Source organism: Sphingobium lactosutens (genome assembly GCF_013393185.1).
In the GTDB taxonomy this organism is placed as follows: Bacteria; Pseudomonadota; Alphaproteobacteria; order Sphingomonadales; family Sphingomonadaceae; genus Sphingobium; species Sphingobium lactosutens_A.
In genome coordinates this window covers 61,271-76,139 of record NZ_QJQX01000082.1, presented here as the reverse complement: position 1 = coordinate 76,139, position 14,869 = coordinate 61,271, and the positions used below count along the sequence as shown (strand labels likewise).

Annotated in this window: 17 protein-coding genes; 15 read left to right on the top strand and 2 right to left on the bottom strand. The window is 64.0% G+C overall.

What is annotated here, in order from left to right:
- Positions 1-91: 91 nt before the first annotated feature.
- Positions 92-307, bottom strand: a complete 216-nt coding sequence (locus tag DM806_RS24180; protein ID WP_179045703.1) for a helix-turn-helix transcriptional regulator — start codon at positions 305-307, stop codon at positions 92-94.
- Positions 304-507 carry a hypothetical protein gene (locus DM806_RS24175; protein ID WP_179045702.1) on the bottom strand — a complete coding sequence of 68 codons (204 nt, stop codon included), beginning with the start codon at positions 505-507 and terminating at the stop codon, positions 304-306. The genes DM806_RS24180 and DM806_RS24175 overlap by 4 nt, the downstream gene beginning before the upstream one ends.
- Before the next feature lie 20 nt (positions 508-527).
- On the opposite strand from DM806_RS24175, the gene DM806_RS24170 reads away from it, so the two are divergent.
- From DM806_RS24170 to DM806_RS24100, 15 genes are all read left to right on the top strand, one after another.
- Entirely contained in the window at positions 528-1,169 is a 642-nt protein-coding gene (locus tag DM806_RS24170) for a hypothetical protein (protein ID WP_179045701.1), read from the top strand.
- A gap of 14 nt (positions 1,170-1,183) precedes the next feature.
- Positions 1,184-1,801 (top strand): hypothetical protein, encoded by a 618-nt coding sequence (locus tag DM806_RS24165; RefSeq protein WP_179045700.1) that lies wholly within the window; start codon positions 1,184-1,186, stop codon positions 1,799-1,801.
- A gap of 67 nt (positions 1,802-1,868) precedes the next feature.
- A complete protein-coding gene (locus DM806_RS24160; RefSeq protein ID WP_179045699.1) occupies positions 1,869-2,510 on the top strand; it encodes a hypothetical protein in 642 nt (213 codons plus the stop codon).
- Entirely contained in the window at positions 2,507-2,926 is a 420-nt protein-coding gene (locus DM806_RS24155) for a DUF6950 family protein (protein ID WP_179045698.1), read from the top strand. Before DM806_RS24160 ends, DM806_RS24155 begins: the two co-directional genes overlap by 4 nt.
- Entirely contained in the window at positions 2,926-5,214 is a 2,289-nt protein-coding gene (locus DM806_RS24150; protein ID WP_179045697.1) for a hypothetical protein, read from the top strand. The genes DM806_RS24155 and DM806_RS24150 overlap by 1 nt, the downstream gene beginning before the upstream one ends.
- Positions 5,211-5,387 carry a hypothetical protein gene (locus DM806_RS24145; protein ID WP_179045696.1) on the top strand — a complete coding sequence of 59 codons (177 nt, stop codon included), beginning with the start codon at positions 5,211-5,213 and terminating at the stop codon, positions 5,385-5,387. Before DM806_RS24150 ends, DM806_RS24145 begins: the two co-directional genes overlap by 4 nt.
- A gap of 29 nt (positions 5,388-5,416) precedes the next feature.
- Entirely contained in the window at positions 5,417-5,818 is a 402-nt protein-coding gene (locus DM806_RS24140) for a hypothetical protein (RefSeq protein WP_179045695.1), read from the top strand.
- Positions 5,815-9,408 (top strand): hypothetical protein, encoded by a 3,594-nt coding sequence (locus DM806_RS24135; protein WP_179045640.1) that lies wholly within the window; start codon positions 5,815-5,817, stop codon positions 9,406-9,408. Before DM806_RS24140 ends, DM806_RS24135 begins: the two co-directional genes overlap by 4 nt.
- A 2-nt stretch (positions 9,409-9,410) precedes the next feature.
- The gene (locus DM806_RS24130; protein WP_179045694.1) at positions 9,411-10,238 is read left to right on the top strand and encodes a hypothetical protein; all 828 of its coding nucleotides are present in this window, start codon (positions 9,411-9,413) and stop codon (positions 10,236-10,238) included.
- 16 nt (positions 10,239-10,254) lie between these two features.
- Positions 10,255-10,806 (top strand): hypothetical protein, encoded by a 552-nt coding sequence (locus tag DM806_RS24125; RefSeq protein ID WP_179045693.1) that lies wholly within the window; start codon positions 10,255-10,257, stop codon positions 10,804-10,806.
- A 41-nt stretch (positions 10,807-10,847) separates the two neighbouring features.
- Positions 10,848-11,192: a hypothetical protein gene (locus tag DM806_RS24120; RefSeq protein WP_256869466.1), complete on the top strand. Its 345-nt coding sequence runs from the start codon at positions 10,848-10,850 to the stop codon at positions 11,190-11,192.
- Between the two features lie 32 nt (positions 11,193-11,224).
- Positions 11,225-11,938: a hypothetical protein gene (locus DM806_RS24115; protein WP_179045691.1), complete on the top strand. Its 714-nt coding sequence runs from the start codon at positions 11,225-11,227 to the stop codon at positions 11,936-11,938.
- A 152-nt stretch (positions 11,939-12,090) separates the two neighbouring features.
- Entirely contained in the window at positions 12,091-12,402 is a 312-nt protein-coding gene (locus DM806_RS24110; protein WP_179045690.1) for a hypothetical protein, read from the top strand.
- Positions 12,402-13,664: a hypothetical protein gene (locus tag DM806_RS24105; RefSeq protein ID WP_179045689.1), complete on the top strand. Its 1,263-nt coding sequence runs from the start codon at positions 12,402-12,404 to the stop codon at positions 13,662-13,664. The genes DM806_RS24110 and DM806_RS24105 overlap by 1 nt, the downstream gene beginning before the upstream one ends.
- A 295-nt stretch (positions 13,665-13,959) precedes the next feature.
- On the top strand, positions 13,960-14,574 hold the full coding sequence (locus DM806_RS24100) for a hypothetical protein (protein ID WP_179045688.1): 615 nt from the start codon (positions 13,960-13,962) through the stop codon (positions 14,572-14,574).
- Positions 14,575-14,869 lie beyond the last annotated feature (295 nt).

Genomic DNA, 14,869 nt, shown 5'->3' with positions numbered 1-14,869 from the left:
CCGATTGCGACGATGTTCGCGCAGATGTGCACACAAAAAAGGGGCGGTCAATCCGCCCCTCCCCTGCTACCGATGGCTGCCATCAATTGTATCATGCTGCCTCCGCTCGATAGGTCATAGGCGCCGCGACAAAATCCGAAATGTCGCTCTCATACCATGCCACGCTCCGCACGCCGATGGCGACACGCTTCGGGAATGTGCCGGCGGCCTCGCGCCGGTAGATCGTGGCAGCGGAAAGGCCTGTGCGCTCGCGCACCTTGTCCATGCGCAGCAAGCTATCGGTCCGGCGATCCTTCCTATCAGTCATTTCACCTCCCGCAGCAGGTTCTGCACCTGGCGCAGGCTGTCCGCGCCCGACGGGCCAGCGTTTAGGGCAATGCCCTGTCCGCCTTGTCTCGCCGCTGCGAAGCCGGAGAGCCATGCCCGCACCTTGCCCAGCTCGATGTAGAGCCGGTCCGCTTCATCCTTCGTGACGGAGATGGTGCCGGCGGTCTTGCGCTTGGTCATGTCCGGTTTCTCCGAAAGCTTTGGCAGATCTTGGGCAGCTTTTCGACATCCACCCCAACCTTCACGGCCTCAATGCACACCCCACCGGCACCAAGTCGGTCGAGCAGATGGCCGACGAACTGCGCAAGTCGATCGACCAGAAGCAGGACGAGATCAAGAAGGTCGCCGACGATGCGCTGGGCACCAGGTTTGGCCTCCGCGTCACTCTGCCTCCGATGGATACACGCGACCAGGCGCTGATAGTCCAGTCCCGGCTCCTGCGCGCCCGGTCGGATCGTCTGCGCATGCCATGGCCGCAGCCGGGCCTGATTGTCGGTCCGGTCGGCGCGCCGAAGGTTTCAGCAATCGCCACCGCCGGCACGTCGCTGCCGCTCAAGGGCTGCACGCCCAACTTCTACCTGCGCGAGGGACAATTCCTGTCCATCAACCATGCCGGCCGTCGCTATATCCACCTGATGGCCGACAACCTGATCCTGGACGGATCCGGCAATGGTGTCGCCGACGTCTGGCCCATGCTGCGCGTTGGTCTTTCGGTGAATGACGTCGTCGAGATCGCCAAGCCGATGATCGAAGGCCTCGTGTCGCCGGGGGATGAAGTGTCCTGGCAGATCTCGGTCGATCACATGGCCAGCTTTGAGTTTACTCTGGCGGAAAGTGCGTGATGGACCTCAGTGAGATGCCCCTGCTGATCCCGTTTGTAACAGGGCCAGAGCAGAAAATAGTGAGGATAGGCCTTTATCCGCCGAACGGCGCGCCAGCTTCGAATTTAACTTGTCGGAAAGTGCGTGATATGCAGCTCAGTATGGCAACCCTGGAAACCCGCACGCTTGAAGATCTCGGGGCATCGCGCGCAGACGCAGCGGAGCGGGTGCGGCAGCAACATTCGCTTTCCGAGAAGGGCCTCGGGGCGCTGATGGTCGCCAATGGCGGTGCGCTCATCGGCCTGTTCACCTTTGTCGGAAATGCGACCGGCAAGGCCGGCTCCCTGCATTTCAACCTGCCTATGATCTGGGCCGCCTTCTGGCTCTTCTGTGTCGGTATCGGCATGACCCTGGCCTCCTATCTGATGGCGTTTCTTTCGCAGGACCGATTCTATTTTCAGTCGATGCACGAGGTTGAACGGCTGCGCCGCACTCTGGCCGCCGACATCGTCGATCGGGATACGGCGAAAGAAGAATTGGCCAATCAACAGGGCATGAATTTCTACAAGTGCGCGATCATATGCGCCGGCATCGCCATCGTATCTTTCATGATTGGCTGCGGCCTGGCGCTGGGCGGCGTTCTACCCGCCTGAACTGACCGACATCGTTAGTCGACAAGAGCTGCCCTGACCGGCGGCCCCTTTCCGTTGGGGAAAATCCTTGGACGCAACGCTCAAAAATGCGCTGGCGCAGCCGGCGCCATGGCTGTTCGGCGCGATCCGGATAGACTTTCCCGGCTACACGCTGCGCCTGCTCGACGGCTCCGCTGAATTCCCGATCGGGGGCGAGATGTATCGAGGCATGGACCCGACCTTCGGCACGATCGCCAGCCTGTCGGAGATGTCTGAGGATATGGACGACAGCGCGCCCGAAGTCGAGCTGACGCTGTTTCCGCCGGATGTCAGCGCTGCCGCGATCCTCTCGCATCCCGACATGCAGGGCAGCCCGGTGCGGATCATGGTCGGCGCGATCGATCCCTATTCGGGCGCGGTGCTGGGGACGCCGGAAACACTGTTCCTGGGCGAGATCGATGTTCCAACGGTCGCGATCAGCGAGAGCGGCGAGCGTACCGTTTCCTACACCATCGTCAGCGTGTTCGAACGCCTGTTCGAGGTCGAGGAAGGCCAGCGCGCGTCGGACAGCTGGCACCAAAGCATTTGGCCCGGTGAACTGGGCCTTGAGTTCATGACCGGCACCGACGTCAATCTCTACTGGGGCGCGAAGCCGCCAGCTGGAACGACCCAAAAGAGCAGCCTGGGCGCCCTCGCCTCCGCTGCCGCCAAACGGATGCAGACTCTATGACGCCATTGGAGCGGCGGCACGCGGCGCTGGAGGCGACGCTCGCCAGATATCGCGACAAGCCGTTCGCGTGGGGCAAGGTCGACTGCGCGAAGGTCGTCGCGTTCCACCTCAAGCAGCTGGGCTACAAGGTCGCGATCAGCAAGGCCGGCAGTTATTCGTCGGCGCTTAGCGCCACTCGCGCGCTCGAGCGGCTGGGATATGCAACCCTTGCCGACATGGCGGACGGTATCGGCCTGACCGCCATTCCCTATTCGCGCATGCTGCTGGGCGACATTGCCGAGATCGAAGGGGATAGTCCGATCGGATCGGTCGGTCTTTATGCGGGCAACGGCAATATCTTCTGCTTCCATGAGGATCACCCGGGCCTTGTAACGCTGACCCCGAACGCAATCCTCCGCGCCTGGAGTGTCCTGTAATGGCGAAGGCAATCCGCACGATCGGGACGGTGGTGGGTACAGCCGTGCAGATTTACGGCATCGTTACGGGCAACCCAGTCGTTGCGGCGATCGGCTCGGGCATAACAGCAGCCTCCAATATCGCCTATATGGTTCTCGCCAAGCGGCCGGGCGCGAACCTGCAGGGCAGCGCGACCAACTTCAGGACCGACCCGCAGAGCGGCCTGCCCTATGCCATGGGGCGCACGCGCATGTCGGGTCTGCGCATGTTCGCAAAGACCAATTCGCGCCCCGGCTACACCAAGTTCCACGATCTGCTCTGGTTCGGCGCGATGCTCAGCGTTGGCGGCTCAATCGACAGTATCGAGAAATTCTCCGTCGACGGCGAGGTCGTCACCTTCGCTGCCGACGGCAATGCGATCGGGCGGCTGGACGACTATATGGGCCAGAAGGTCCATAGTGGCGGTCCGCAGGCCAGTGCGCTCGCCCTCTCACTCATGGGCGGCACCGCGCCGGGCTGGACCAGCGCACATTGTCTGTCCGGCATCACGCATGCGATGTGGTGCCTGCGTTTCAACAAGGAGGGCGAACTCTACGGCGTCGGCGTACCGGAACCGGCGTGGATCGGGAAATGGGTACGCGTCTACGATCCCCGGCTCGACAGCACCTATCCCGGCGGTTCCGGGCCGTGTCGTGCGCTCGACGAGACGACCTATGTCTGGTCGGACAATCCGGGCCTGCACGCCCTGACCTGGGTGCTGGGCCGCTGGCAGAATGGCAAGCGGACCTGCGGGATCGGCGCGCCGCTGGACACGATCCGCATCGCCGAGTTCGTCGAATGCGCCAATGTGTGCGAAGCGAACCAGTGGGCGGTTGGCGGCGTCGAGTGGACGACCGAAAGCAAGTGGGACACTTTCAAGCGGATACTTCAGGCTGGCGGCGCCCGGCCGACAAAGACCGGGGCGATGATCGGGTGCATGGTTTCGACGCCCCGCACCGCCATTGCGACGATCGAGAGCCACCATCTGCTGGGCGGCCTGTCCTTCCCGTCGACCAAAACCCGGCGCGACCGCTTCAACACGGTGATCCCGCGCTATGTTGATGAGGATAGCGACTGGGAGACCGTTGCCGGCAAGGCGATCACGGTGCCGGTCTATGTGACGCAGGATCGCGGCCAGCGGACCAAGGAAATCGAATATCCGCTGGTGCAGGTGTTCTCTGGCGAGGAAGCGACGCAGCCGGGGCAGCTGGCCGCCTATGACATCGTCAACAGCCGAGAGGCGGGGCCGTTCACCTGGACAACCGGGCCGGAATGGATCGGCCTCAAGACGGGCGACGTCATCTATCTCAATGTCCCCGAAGAGGGGCTGGTCAATCAGCCGATTCTGATAACACGTCGCGCACCCGATCCATCGACCGGCAAGGTGTCGTTCGCGGGCGAGACGGAAACCTATGCCAAGCACGCCTTTGCGCTGGGCCAGACGACAACGCCGCCGCCGCCCTTCAGCCTGACGCCGCCCGATCTCAAGCCGCCGGCACCGGTGGAAACGGAATGGGCGATCGCCAACACGTCGACCAGCCAGGGGCAGCCCGCCATCATCGTGTCGGGCACCAGCGGCGCGACGTCGGCCGACACGGTGCTGATCGACTATCGCGTGCAGGGCGCCACCGACTGGATCAGCTCGGCGGTGCTGAAGGCGACGGATACGGTGCTGCATGTCATCGCACCGCTCCAGCCCGAGACCTTCTATGAGGTCCGGGTGGGCTATCGCGTCGGTGCGATCGACAGCGATTTCACGGTGCTGGGGCCGATCTACACCAACAAGATCGGCCTGCCGGTCGATGTCACCACCATCACCGGCCCGGATGGCACGCCGCTCGCGACCTTCGGGATGGAGGGCGGCTATGCCTATATCCCCGATCTGCTGGTCGACCGGATCAAGGCGGGCACCGGCAACAGCGCCCAGTTCGCCAGCGTTGCAGCTTCGTCCGATGTCCCGGGCACCGGCTTCGGCAATGACATCACCGTCCTGACCCGGACGGTGACGCTGCTGTCCGCAGGTTCGATCCAGGCCATTGCCGCGCTGGCGCTGGGCTATTCGGGGCCCGTGGCGAACTTCAACCTGTGGCTGAGAATCGGCGGTGTGGATGTGTTTTCCGTCGGCGGCGGGACGACCGAGATCAGCGCTGTGTTAGCCGGATCGAACACTCTGCCGGCGGGCACCTATGATGTCGAGGTCATCTTTACGGGGCCTTCGAACATGTGGGTCAGCGGCCGCAACCTCGCAACCACGATCGTTTACGCATGATCATCGTCGTCTTCTACGAGCCGGCCACCGGCATCATCACCGAATGCGCGGCCGGGCCGAAGGCGTGGATGGACGCCGACGGCCGCCCCTATCTCGAAGTCCCTCATTTCCGCCCCGACTGGGACATCACGCACCGCGTCGTCGGTGGCGAACTGGTCGAGCGCGACGCCTAAGCGCCCGCTTTCTCAACATAGGAACAGACATGGACGTATCGACGGTGCCGCTTCAGGCGGCGCGCAACATGCCCCTGCGCGAGGAATATGGGTTCCTGGGCGAAGATGACGCGCCGTTCGACCTGACGGACGCGACGCTGAAGATGGAGATCCGGCTCTATGGCGCCCAGCCCGGCGACGCTCTGGTCACGCTGAACGTCGTCACCACCGACGCGCAGGGCATCCGCATCCTTGATGTCACCGGGGGCCTGATCCGCATCAGCATCGATCAGACCACGCTCGCCGCCATGCCCGGCGGCCCGACGGGTGGCGCGCTGCCCAATCAGCCTGATCCCTTTTTCTACGACCTCATCATCACCCGTCTCGCTCCCGCCGAAGCGCTTGCGATGGCCGGCCCCTTCACGCTGTTCCCCGGAGTGACGCGCCCATGATCTATGTCCGGCTCTATCCCTACAGCCAGCAGCTCGCCGCGCTGAAAGCCAACGTCACCTCAATCGAGTCGTCGGTCGATCAGCCTTTCACGGCCGCAGAAAAGGCAAAGCTGGCGGGCATTGCAGGCGGCGCGCAGCCCAATGCGGTGACGAGCGTAGCCGGCAAGAGCGGGGCCGTCGCGCTCGCGAAGGGCGATGTCGGTCTGTCGGACGTCGACAACACGCCCGACGCGGAAAAGCCCGTCAGCACAGCGATGGCGACGGCGCTGGCTGGCAAGGCCACCACGGCGCAGGGCGCGAAGGCGGACACCGCCGTACAGCCCGACGCGCCGGTGTCGACGCTGTCTGAAACCGCGACGGCGAAGATCATGACCGGCGCTGAACGGACGAAGCTTGCCGGGATTTCGCCCGGCGCACAGCCCAATGCGGTCACGTCGGTCGCCGGCAAGAGCGGTGCTGTTGCGCTCGCGAAGGGCGACGTCGGCCTTCCGAATGTCGATAACACGTCCGACGCGAACAAGCCTGTCAGCACGGCGGTGGCGACGGCGCTCGCGGGAAAGGCGTCCAGCGCGCAGGGCGCGAAGGCCGACACCGCCGTGCAGCCCGGCGCAGCGGTGTCGGAGCTGGCCGAAACGGCAACGGCCAAGATCATGACCGCAGCGGAGCGGGCCAAGCTGGCGGGCCTTGACGCTGCGCTGGCCGGCAAGGCCACCACGGCGCAGGGCGCGAAGGCCGACACCGCCGTGCAGCCCGGCGCAGCGGTGTCGGAGCTGGCCGAAACGGCAACGGCCAAGATCATGACCGCAGCGGAGCGGGCCAAGCTGGCGGGCCTTGACGCTGCGCTGGCCGGCAAGGCCACCACGGCGCAGGGCGCGAAGGCGGACACCGCGGTCCAGCCCGCAGCATTGCAGGCGGTCGATACTCGGCTGGCGGTGGTCGAGCCGCTGGCGGCGCTGGTGCCCCGCTATGACGATCGTGCGGGCGATGCGCGCGCCCTTTTCTCGACGGCGATCACCGGCGACCCGGTCGCGCGCCCGCCGCTGGCGATCGGCACCATCGTTGCCAGCGCCGCCGCGGGCGCCGTGCTCCGCCTGACGGGCGCGGACGTCGATCCGCTGCTGGGCTATGTCGACATCGCGCCGCGCATTGCCGTCCCGATCTATGAGGGCAAAACCTATCGCGTCACCTTCCGCATCGCGCGCGCGGTCGATCCCGTCGACCCGGCGAACAATGCGGTGGAGCTGCGCTGGCAGAATCTGAACCACAACAAGAACAGCGTCAGCAATGTGCGCCTGGGTGCGGTGCTGACGCCCGTCGTGGCGGACGGCGTGCTGACATACAGCTTCGTCATCGGCAAGGCCGGCGCGCCCGGCGCGCTCGACTATGTCGTGCCGCCGACGGCGCTCTATGGCCTGCCCGAGGTCCGGATCTACGGCAATGGTCAGGAAACCTATCTCATTTCGATCAGTCCGCCGGAGGATATCACCGATAATGGCGGCGTCGATGTTCCGGGCCTGAGCGGGCAGGTCGGTGATCTCGCGGAAGCGCTCACGGACCTTGGCGTATCCGTGACGGAAGGCTTCGAAAATGAGGCGGACGCGCGCGCGGGCGATATCGGCACGGAAAATCTTGGCCGCCGGCAACAGGATGTGCGGTCCGCCGGTACGCCGCGAGTCGCCCCTGCCCATGTCGTGGGCGGCATGATGATCCTGGTCGAGGATGATCAGGGCGGGCTGTTCTATGTCGATCCGCTCAAGGGCAAGGTCTACCTGCACAATCTGGTGCTGGATGGCGGCGAAGGGATGGTGTCGGGCGGCATGATGCCGCTGGTCCGCGCGCTGGGCGGGCAATCCATGCTGTCGTTCGATATGTTCGATCGGCGCATCATCGCCGAATATGGCGAGATGCTGGGCCGCCCCGGTACCGTGGATTTCGATTTCCTGCGCGTCACCGAATGGGATGAGGCGGGGCAGCCGCTCGCCGGCTATGAACCGGGCCAGCGCATCCGTCTGCATCCGCGTGTGCTGGACGGCCTGACCATCCAGGGGGACCATAACAAGGTGCCCCAGCTCTGGGCGGTGATCGACAGCCCCAATGGCCCGACGCGCATGAAGCGCCAGCTTACCTTCAGCCAATATGGCGTGACCGGCTATCAGGTGATCCAGCGCCCCAACGGCTCCGCGCCGGGGCTGGTGCGCATCAGCTGCAACGACGGCGACCTGATCCGCGACCGGCACAAGGTCCGCCACGCGATCTGGCCGGTAAGCGAGCCGGCGACGGCCGCGCCGACCAAGATCGTTTATGTCGTGGTGATCGGCCAGTCGAACAGCGTCGGCGCCGGCTCCTATGGTACCAACCCGACCGGTGTCACCGGTCCGCAGACGCGCAACACCGCCATGATGCTGCGCGGTGCGCCGTTCGCGTCGCGCCTTCTGACGTGGAACGGCGGCACCATGCCGCACCAGGGCAATCTCGACGGCGACGTCGATATCGGCGGCGGCGTGCTGGCCCGCACCGTCCCGATCGACGCCGCGCGCATCGCCAGTCTGGTTCCCATGCGCGAGGGGCTGGGCGCGACGGGCCAGCATGTGCAGGGCGGCGCGACTCGGGAAAGCTTCGTCACGGCGCTCGCCACGCACCTCAATGGCCCCAACGGCTATGACGGCTCGGTCTATGTTGCCGGCGCCTCCTTCGGGTTCGGCTCCAGCAGCTTTGCCCAGCTGATCTATGACGGCACCGATCGCAAGCAGGCCTGGCTCAATGCCCTCGCCTCGATCGACAGCGCCAAGACGATCGCGACGGCGAACGGGCTGGCGCTGGAGGTTCATGTCCTGATCGACCAGGGCGAAGCCGACTGGAGCAATGCCAGCTATCGCAGCCAGGTCGAGGCGGCATGGGCGATCATGAAGACGGACATCACGTCCCGCACGGCGCAGGCCGCCGCGCCGCAGCTTTTCTATCATCAGACGATCGTCGCGCGCGGCAATCTTCAGGAGCCTGCCTATTCCGCGTTGGCGCAGGTCGAGCTGGCCCGAAACAATGCCGACATCCATATCCTGCCGCCGGGATATTTCACCGACTTCGACACCGACACGATCCACTACAAGGCGCCGGAAGAGGCCTGGCGTGGCGCGCTGTCGGGCGAGGCGATGGCCGATTGGCTGATCCGCGGCGAAACGGCGGCGTTGCTGATGCAGTCGGCCAGCTGGGCGGGATCGAAGCTGACCGCGACCTTCAACCATCCGCTGACGCGCGATGGTGAGACGATCGTCCTGACGGCCGGGAACGGCGGTTTCTCGCATAGCAACAGCGCCGGCGCCACCGCGACGATCAGCACCGTCCTGATCGACCAGGCAGATCCGTCGAAGCTGGTCGCCAACATGTCCAGCGCCATTCCCGCCGGTGCCGTGGAAACGGCGCGGGTGGCCTATGGCAACCAGGCTGTCACCAATCCGCCCTCGCAGGGCTTCGCCGGGGGGCAGCGGTCCGTGTTCAAGCGGGCCGACTGGCGGCGCTACAGCCTGATCGACGGTCGCCCGCTCGACATCTTCGCCACCATCCAAACCCTTGCCGCTACCCAGGAGGTATAATCATGGCCGTTTCCGCCATCACCCGCGTTCCCTTCGCCATGCCGAACATGCCGGCGCGGCCCATCTACACGCTGTCGGACCGCGATCGGCGGTTGCTGGCCTATGATGCGCTCAAAGTCTGGATCAAGCCCGACAATGACAATGTGCGCCGCTCGGGCAAGCTGCTGCGCGTGGCAGGGCGCAAGGGCTATATGGGCCTGACCAGTGATGACGCGATCGTCGTCGGCACCGGCATGGCCGGCAACGCCAAGCCGGTGATCAAATTCCCCGGCGGCGTGACCGGCTCGGGCGAGCTGCCGTTCCATGTGCCGAACTTCATCCTCAACAACAGCGGTTATTTCGCGGCGATCGTCATCAAATGGGATGCCGCGATGGCGACCAGCGGCGTTGCCTATCAGTTCTTCGCGGCCGGGGTGGATGGATCGCCGACGGACATCGCCTTCTACATGCTCAACAATGCGCTCAACCTCCAGCATGGCGACCTGACCTGTTCGACCAGTTCGGTGGGGTTCGTCGCGGGCAACTGCTATCTCGTCTGGGCCAGCTATGACCCGGTGACGAAGACGCCGATGGTCGGGGTCAACTCGGTCGCCCCGCGCAACTGGACCGGCACGCCGCCCACGCTGGAAGCGGCCGGCATCAATCGTGAGGTGGTGCTGGGCGGCAAGTTCAATCCGGGCAAGACGGCGGGAACCCAGATGTTCCTGGGCGATATCGCCGAAGCCTTCATCTGCGATGAGCAGATGGTGACGGCGGATCGCGACATCCTGCGCGCCGAGCTGCTGGGCGACATTGCCAGCCTCTACGGCGCCGACTTCACGCTGGCCTGACGGCCGGGAGGCGAACATGCTGACCACGATCATGGGCGCAGCGGCAAGCGTCGCGGCCAACTATATCGAGCAGGGGCCGAATTCTTCGGTCCCTCCGAGCTTCGACAATGGGGCCTCGCTCTACCTGTTCAATCTGTTCGTGATGACCGCCACGACATTCCTCGGCACGATGCTGGTCGGCAAGCAGGGCAGCCGGATCTGGAGCCAACGCTATTGGGACCATCCTCTGCACCCGGTGACGCTATACCGGGCGATTACCTTTTGCGCGGGCGTTGGCATCACCCTGCGATGTGGCGCGGAGGCCATGTTCCTGTGGGGCTGGAACCCCGACGATGTCGTCACCTCCGCGCGCGTCAGCATGGCCAAGCGGTGGATCGATCCGATTGCGGTGGGCTTTGGCCTCATGTGGATGACGATCGTGATCCTGGGGGAGCCGGGGATCGAATATCAGCTGCGCAAGGCTCCGCTTCCCGTCGACATGTGGTCACGCTGGCCCGTTCTGGTCCGCGCCGTCGCCGTCATCATTCTCAGCTTTGTCGCCGCGCTCGCCGCCGTATGTCTGCGGTGAGGATCTTCGCGGCCATGGGGGCAGCCGCAATGGGCTCTGTTATGTCGCGCGAGCCGGTCGTCTGGTGGATTTTCGGCGAGCCGTTCCACGCCGGGCCGACTGTCGTCTGTATCTGCGCGGTCATCATCACCCGCGTCATCATCGGCCTTCAGGCCAAGGGCAAGGCCCAATGGACGCTCGACGTGGCAGTCACGCTGCTCTGTCTTCTGGTGTCCATCCTCTGGGTCCAGGCGCAGGGGCTTGAGCTTCTGGCGGCCGGGATCACCGGTATCGGCATTGGGAGCCTCGGGGCCGGTATCATCGGCATTGCCAAGGGGGCAATCGGCGGCAAGCTGCGCGCCGGCTTTGGGGCGTTCATGGACGCCTTCACCAGCACGAAGCCCTGACCAGGCAACTCTCTTCAACATCGTGAGGTAACATGACCATCATTTCTGATGACGCATTCGTGCGACTTGTTCAGCAGCGCTTCGGCCTGAAGGTCAACGGCGTCGCTGATCTGGCTACGATCGCAGTGCTGGGACTTGCAGCCCCCGCCAAGCTGCCGGTGAGCGATGACACGTTTGTCCGCATGTTTCAGGGCAAACATGACCTGAAGATCGACGGCTGGGCCGGTCGCGACACGATTGCCACGCTGGACAGCCTGCGGCCACCGGCGGTGGTGAAGTCGGACGCCGCGGCGATTCCTGACAGATACTGGCCGATGCTGTCGAAGATCGAGAGCGGCGACCGGCCCTATATTCAGGCATCCACGTCGAGCGCGTCCGGCCTTTATCAGTTCATCCGCTCGACCTGGCGCGGCGAAGGCGGCACATGGGGCCCGACATTGCGCCCCGCCTTTGGCGGCCTGAAGCCGAGTGCGGGCGAGCAGCTGGCGCGCGCGAAGACTTTCACGGCGAAGAACGCGGCCTATCTGCGGACGCGGGGCGTGCCTATCAACCGCGCGTCGCTTTACGCCGCCCATTTCCTCGGAGCGGTGACGGCCGGGTCTATTCTGGCAGCCGACAAAACGGTCCGGGCCGATCTTATTGCTGGCGCAGCCGCAACAGACGCGAACCCCTCCATACTGCGTGATAAGACCGTGGCCGATTTCATCGAATGGTTGCGCCGCAAGACGGGCGAGGTGGCTCGCTGATGCGCTGGCTGGTGCCCCTCCTCCTTCTCAACGGCTGCGCCACCGTGCGGGACCACGCAACCTGCGCCAACGCGCGCGCCGCGATCGACCTGGCGCTCGCTGCGACTGCCCGCCTTTGCCCTTCTGCCACCCTGCTACCCGGAGACTGATCCATGGCGACTGTTCATGTAACCCTTTCGCGTGTCGATGATCGCGGCGATACCGGCGGCTCGCTGCCGGTGGTAACGTCAGTTCCCGAGTTGGCGCAGACATTGATCAGTTCGTCCGCGTCGCAGGCATCGACCATCGCAGCGCCAAAAGCCGATGGCCTGGTGTGGACAGTGGTCCCGACCGGTAATGTCTTTGTGAAATTCGGCGCCGCCCCGGTGGCGAACAGCGGCGAAGGTCATCTGGTCCTGGCTGGGCAGGCGCGGGACTTCTCTGTCACCAGCCTTGGCGAGAAGATCGCGGTGAAGGACGCCTGATGTTCGGATCGCTCTCCCTCGGCCTGGGGATGGCTCTGGCGCAGCCGGTATGGCCGCTGCCGGATGCGCCGATCATCCTGAAGCACCTGACCAGCACAACCGGCATCACGGCCAACAGCGGCGCGACGCTCGCCAACGAAGCCTTTCCCGAGCCGCATCCATCTGGCGCGACGAACGGCGTTGCCGTCACCTGTATCCAGTCGGACACCTTCTGCGGCGCTCGCGTACCCGTATCGGGCTTTCGCCTCGCCGACGCCTATCTGGTGGGCATGTGGATTTATTGGGGGGCAGATCAGGGTTCGGTCGCGCTGCGCTTCACATCCGACGCGTTCGCCAGCAAGACCAAGACCTTTTCCTGGCCATGGTCGGGCCAGCTTCACAAAGGGTGGAACCTGCTGACGGTCAACCCGGCCGGCGCCGCGGCGGCCAATCCGGGCGGGGCAGCATGGACCGTCGCGGGCGCATTCGCCGACACCGAGGCAGTCAACTGGATCGAAATCCAGATCGCGACCAACGGCGCGGCGGCAACAAAGATCTATCTCGGCGGAATTTTCTACCATACAGCCCGACCATATCAGGGGGCCGTTTGCCTTGGCTTCGACCAATATGGCAGCGCCGGTGCGGGGATCGTGGACTATGGTTTGCCGATATTCGAGACGCATCGCATCAAGGGATACTGGGCAGGCGACGCGAACCTGATCCAGAACCCCGGCACGGCGCGGACGCTGCTGCGCACGGTATGCGATCTGGGATGGGATCCGATCAATCAGGGCTTGCTCCATCCCAACTATGCGAACAACCCGACACAGCTCACCAGCGACATCGGCCCGTCGCGGCAGATATTTCTCGACGCGGGCTTCCCCGGCACGGATCGGCTGTTCAGCTATCCGCTGTCAGCCAACAACGCCGCGACCGACCTGATCCTTGCCAATGCCGGCATCATCATGGCGCGCTCCGGCTGGGCCTGGGCTATCCATCCGAACAATTATGGCCTCGGTCCCAAGCTGATCGGGCATGGCGGCACCAACATCGGCGGCATGACGCTGACGCAGGTCAAGGCGCTGTTCGACTATTGGCGCTACTACGGCTTGGTTGGGTTCCCCTTTGCGCATAACGTGGTGCCAGGCGGCGACGGTACCGCGCCACCTGCCAATGCGCTCAACTGGTATGCGAACGACCTCGACGCGCTGATAGCCTATGGCAAATCGATCGGGCTGGCTTTCGAAACACCAACGTCGCTGCTGCGGAAATTCCGCCGATAGCGATCCGGCTGCCGAACAATGGCGGCGTGATCGAAATCACACTGCGACTCGGGCGAGGAGGAGTAATTCAGCATTGCGACCCGGAGGCTTTGCAAATTGCCCTCCCACTAGCCCGGCCCCCGAAAGGAGGTCGGGCTATTTTTGTCCGGGCTCCACTCATCTTATACACCGCTCATCGTCACGACGAGTGGGCCGGCTCATCTTTCACCATTCACGCGCAGTCACAATTGCCGTGAAATTTCAAGATCATGAGAGCATCCATGTCCCCGGTTGAAGACTGACCAGGAGACGGAACATGATAGACCAAGAGGAAGTGCGTGCGCTCTATGAGCAGGGATTAAATGACGTCGAAATTGGCCGCCGGGCGGGGTGTCCTCGTCACACTATCGCGAACTGGCGTCGGAAGAATGGTCTTGCGACTCGTCATCCTCCACGCCCTGGCCCACCGCTTGAGATGCGGCGCCTCCTTCATGATCTGGGCTGGGGGGCTAAGAGCATCGCGAAGTATGAAGGAACGTCAGAAGCGTCAGTGCGAGAGTGGAAAAAGACACACGGGTTAAAAGCGAATGACCCTTCCATTCGTGCGACGAGCAAAGATCGCGACCGCCAATTGCGCGACCTTCAGCGCAGGGTAGTGCGAGCTGTGGGAACACGGCTACCACTCGATATAGCGGCCGACGCCGCTGCAGAGCTGATGCTTGCCGTCATCGAAGGGGCGGTTCCGATGAATGAAATAGAGCGGCAGGCCAGGAAATTTGGCAACAAGGCATTGGATCAATACGCCAATGCGTTCAAACAACGTTCGTTAGACGAGAATATCCGCGGCACCGACGGCCTGCGAGAGATCGACCTCCTTGTGGATCAGTCGGCCAGTGATTGGCTTGAGGATGTGGGTGCCACGATGCATTAATGCCTCTACCCCGCGCCGTGATGATAGGCGGGGCAGTGCCCGCCCGCCCCGCCGCGAGCTGGTCGGGCGGGGCTAATTTATAGTCCGGCGACGATAGGCTATGCTTCAATCGCCAAACGAGGCGACATTGATCGTTACCCTGTCACCTAGCACTTTATAGACGAGCTTGATCCTGGGCAGATCCCGACCTTGATCCTTCGCGCCCACCCAGAGACGGCACCCCTTTGCAAAGCGCGGATCTGAAACGCCTTCCAAGTGAGCAACAAATCTCAGGCGTTCCAGTATATCGGCCCAA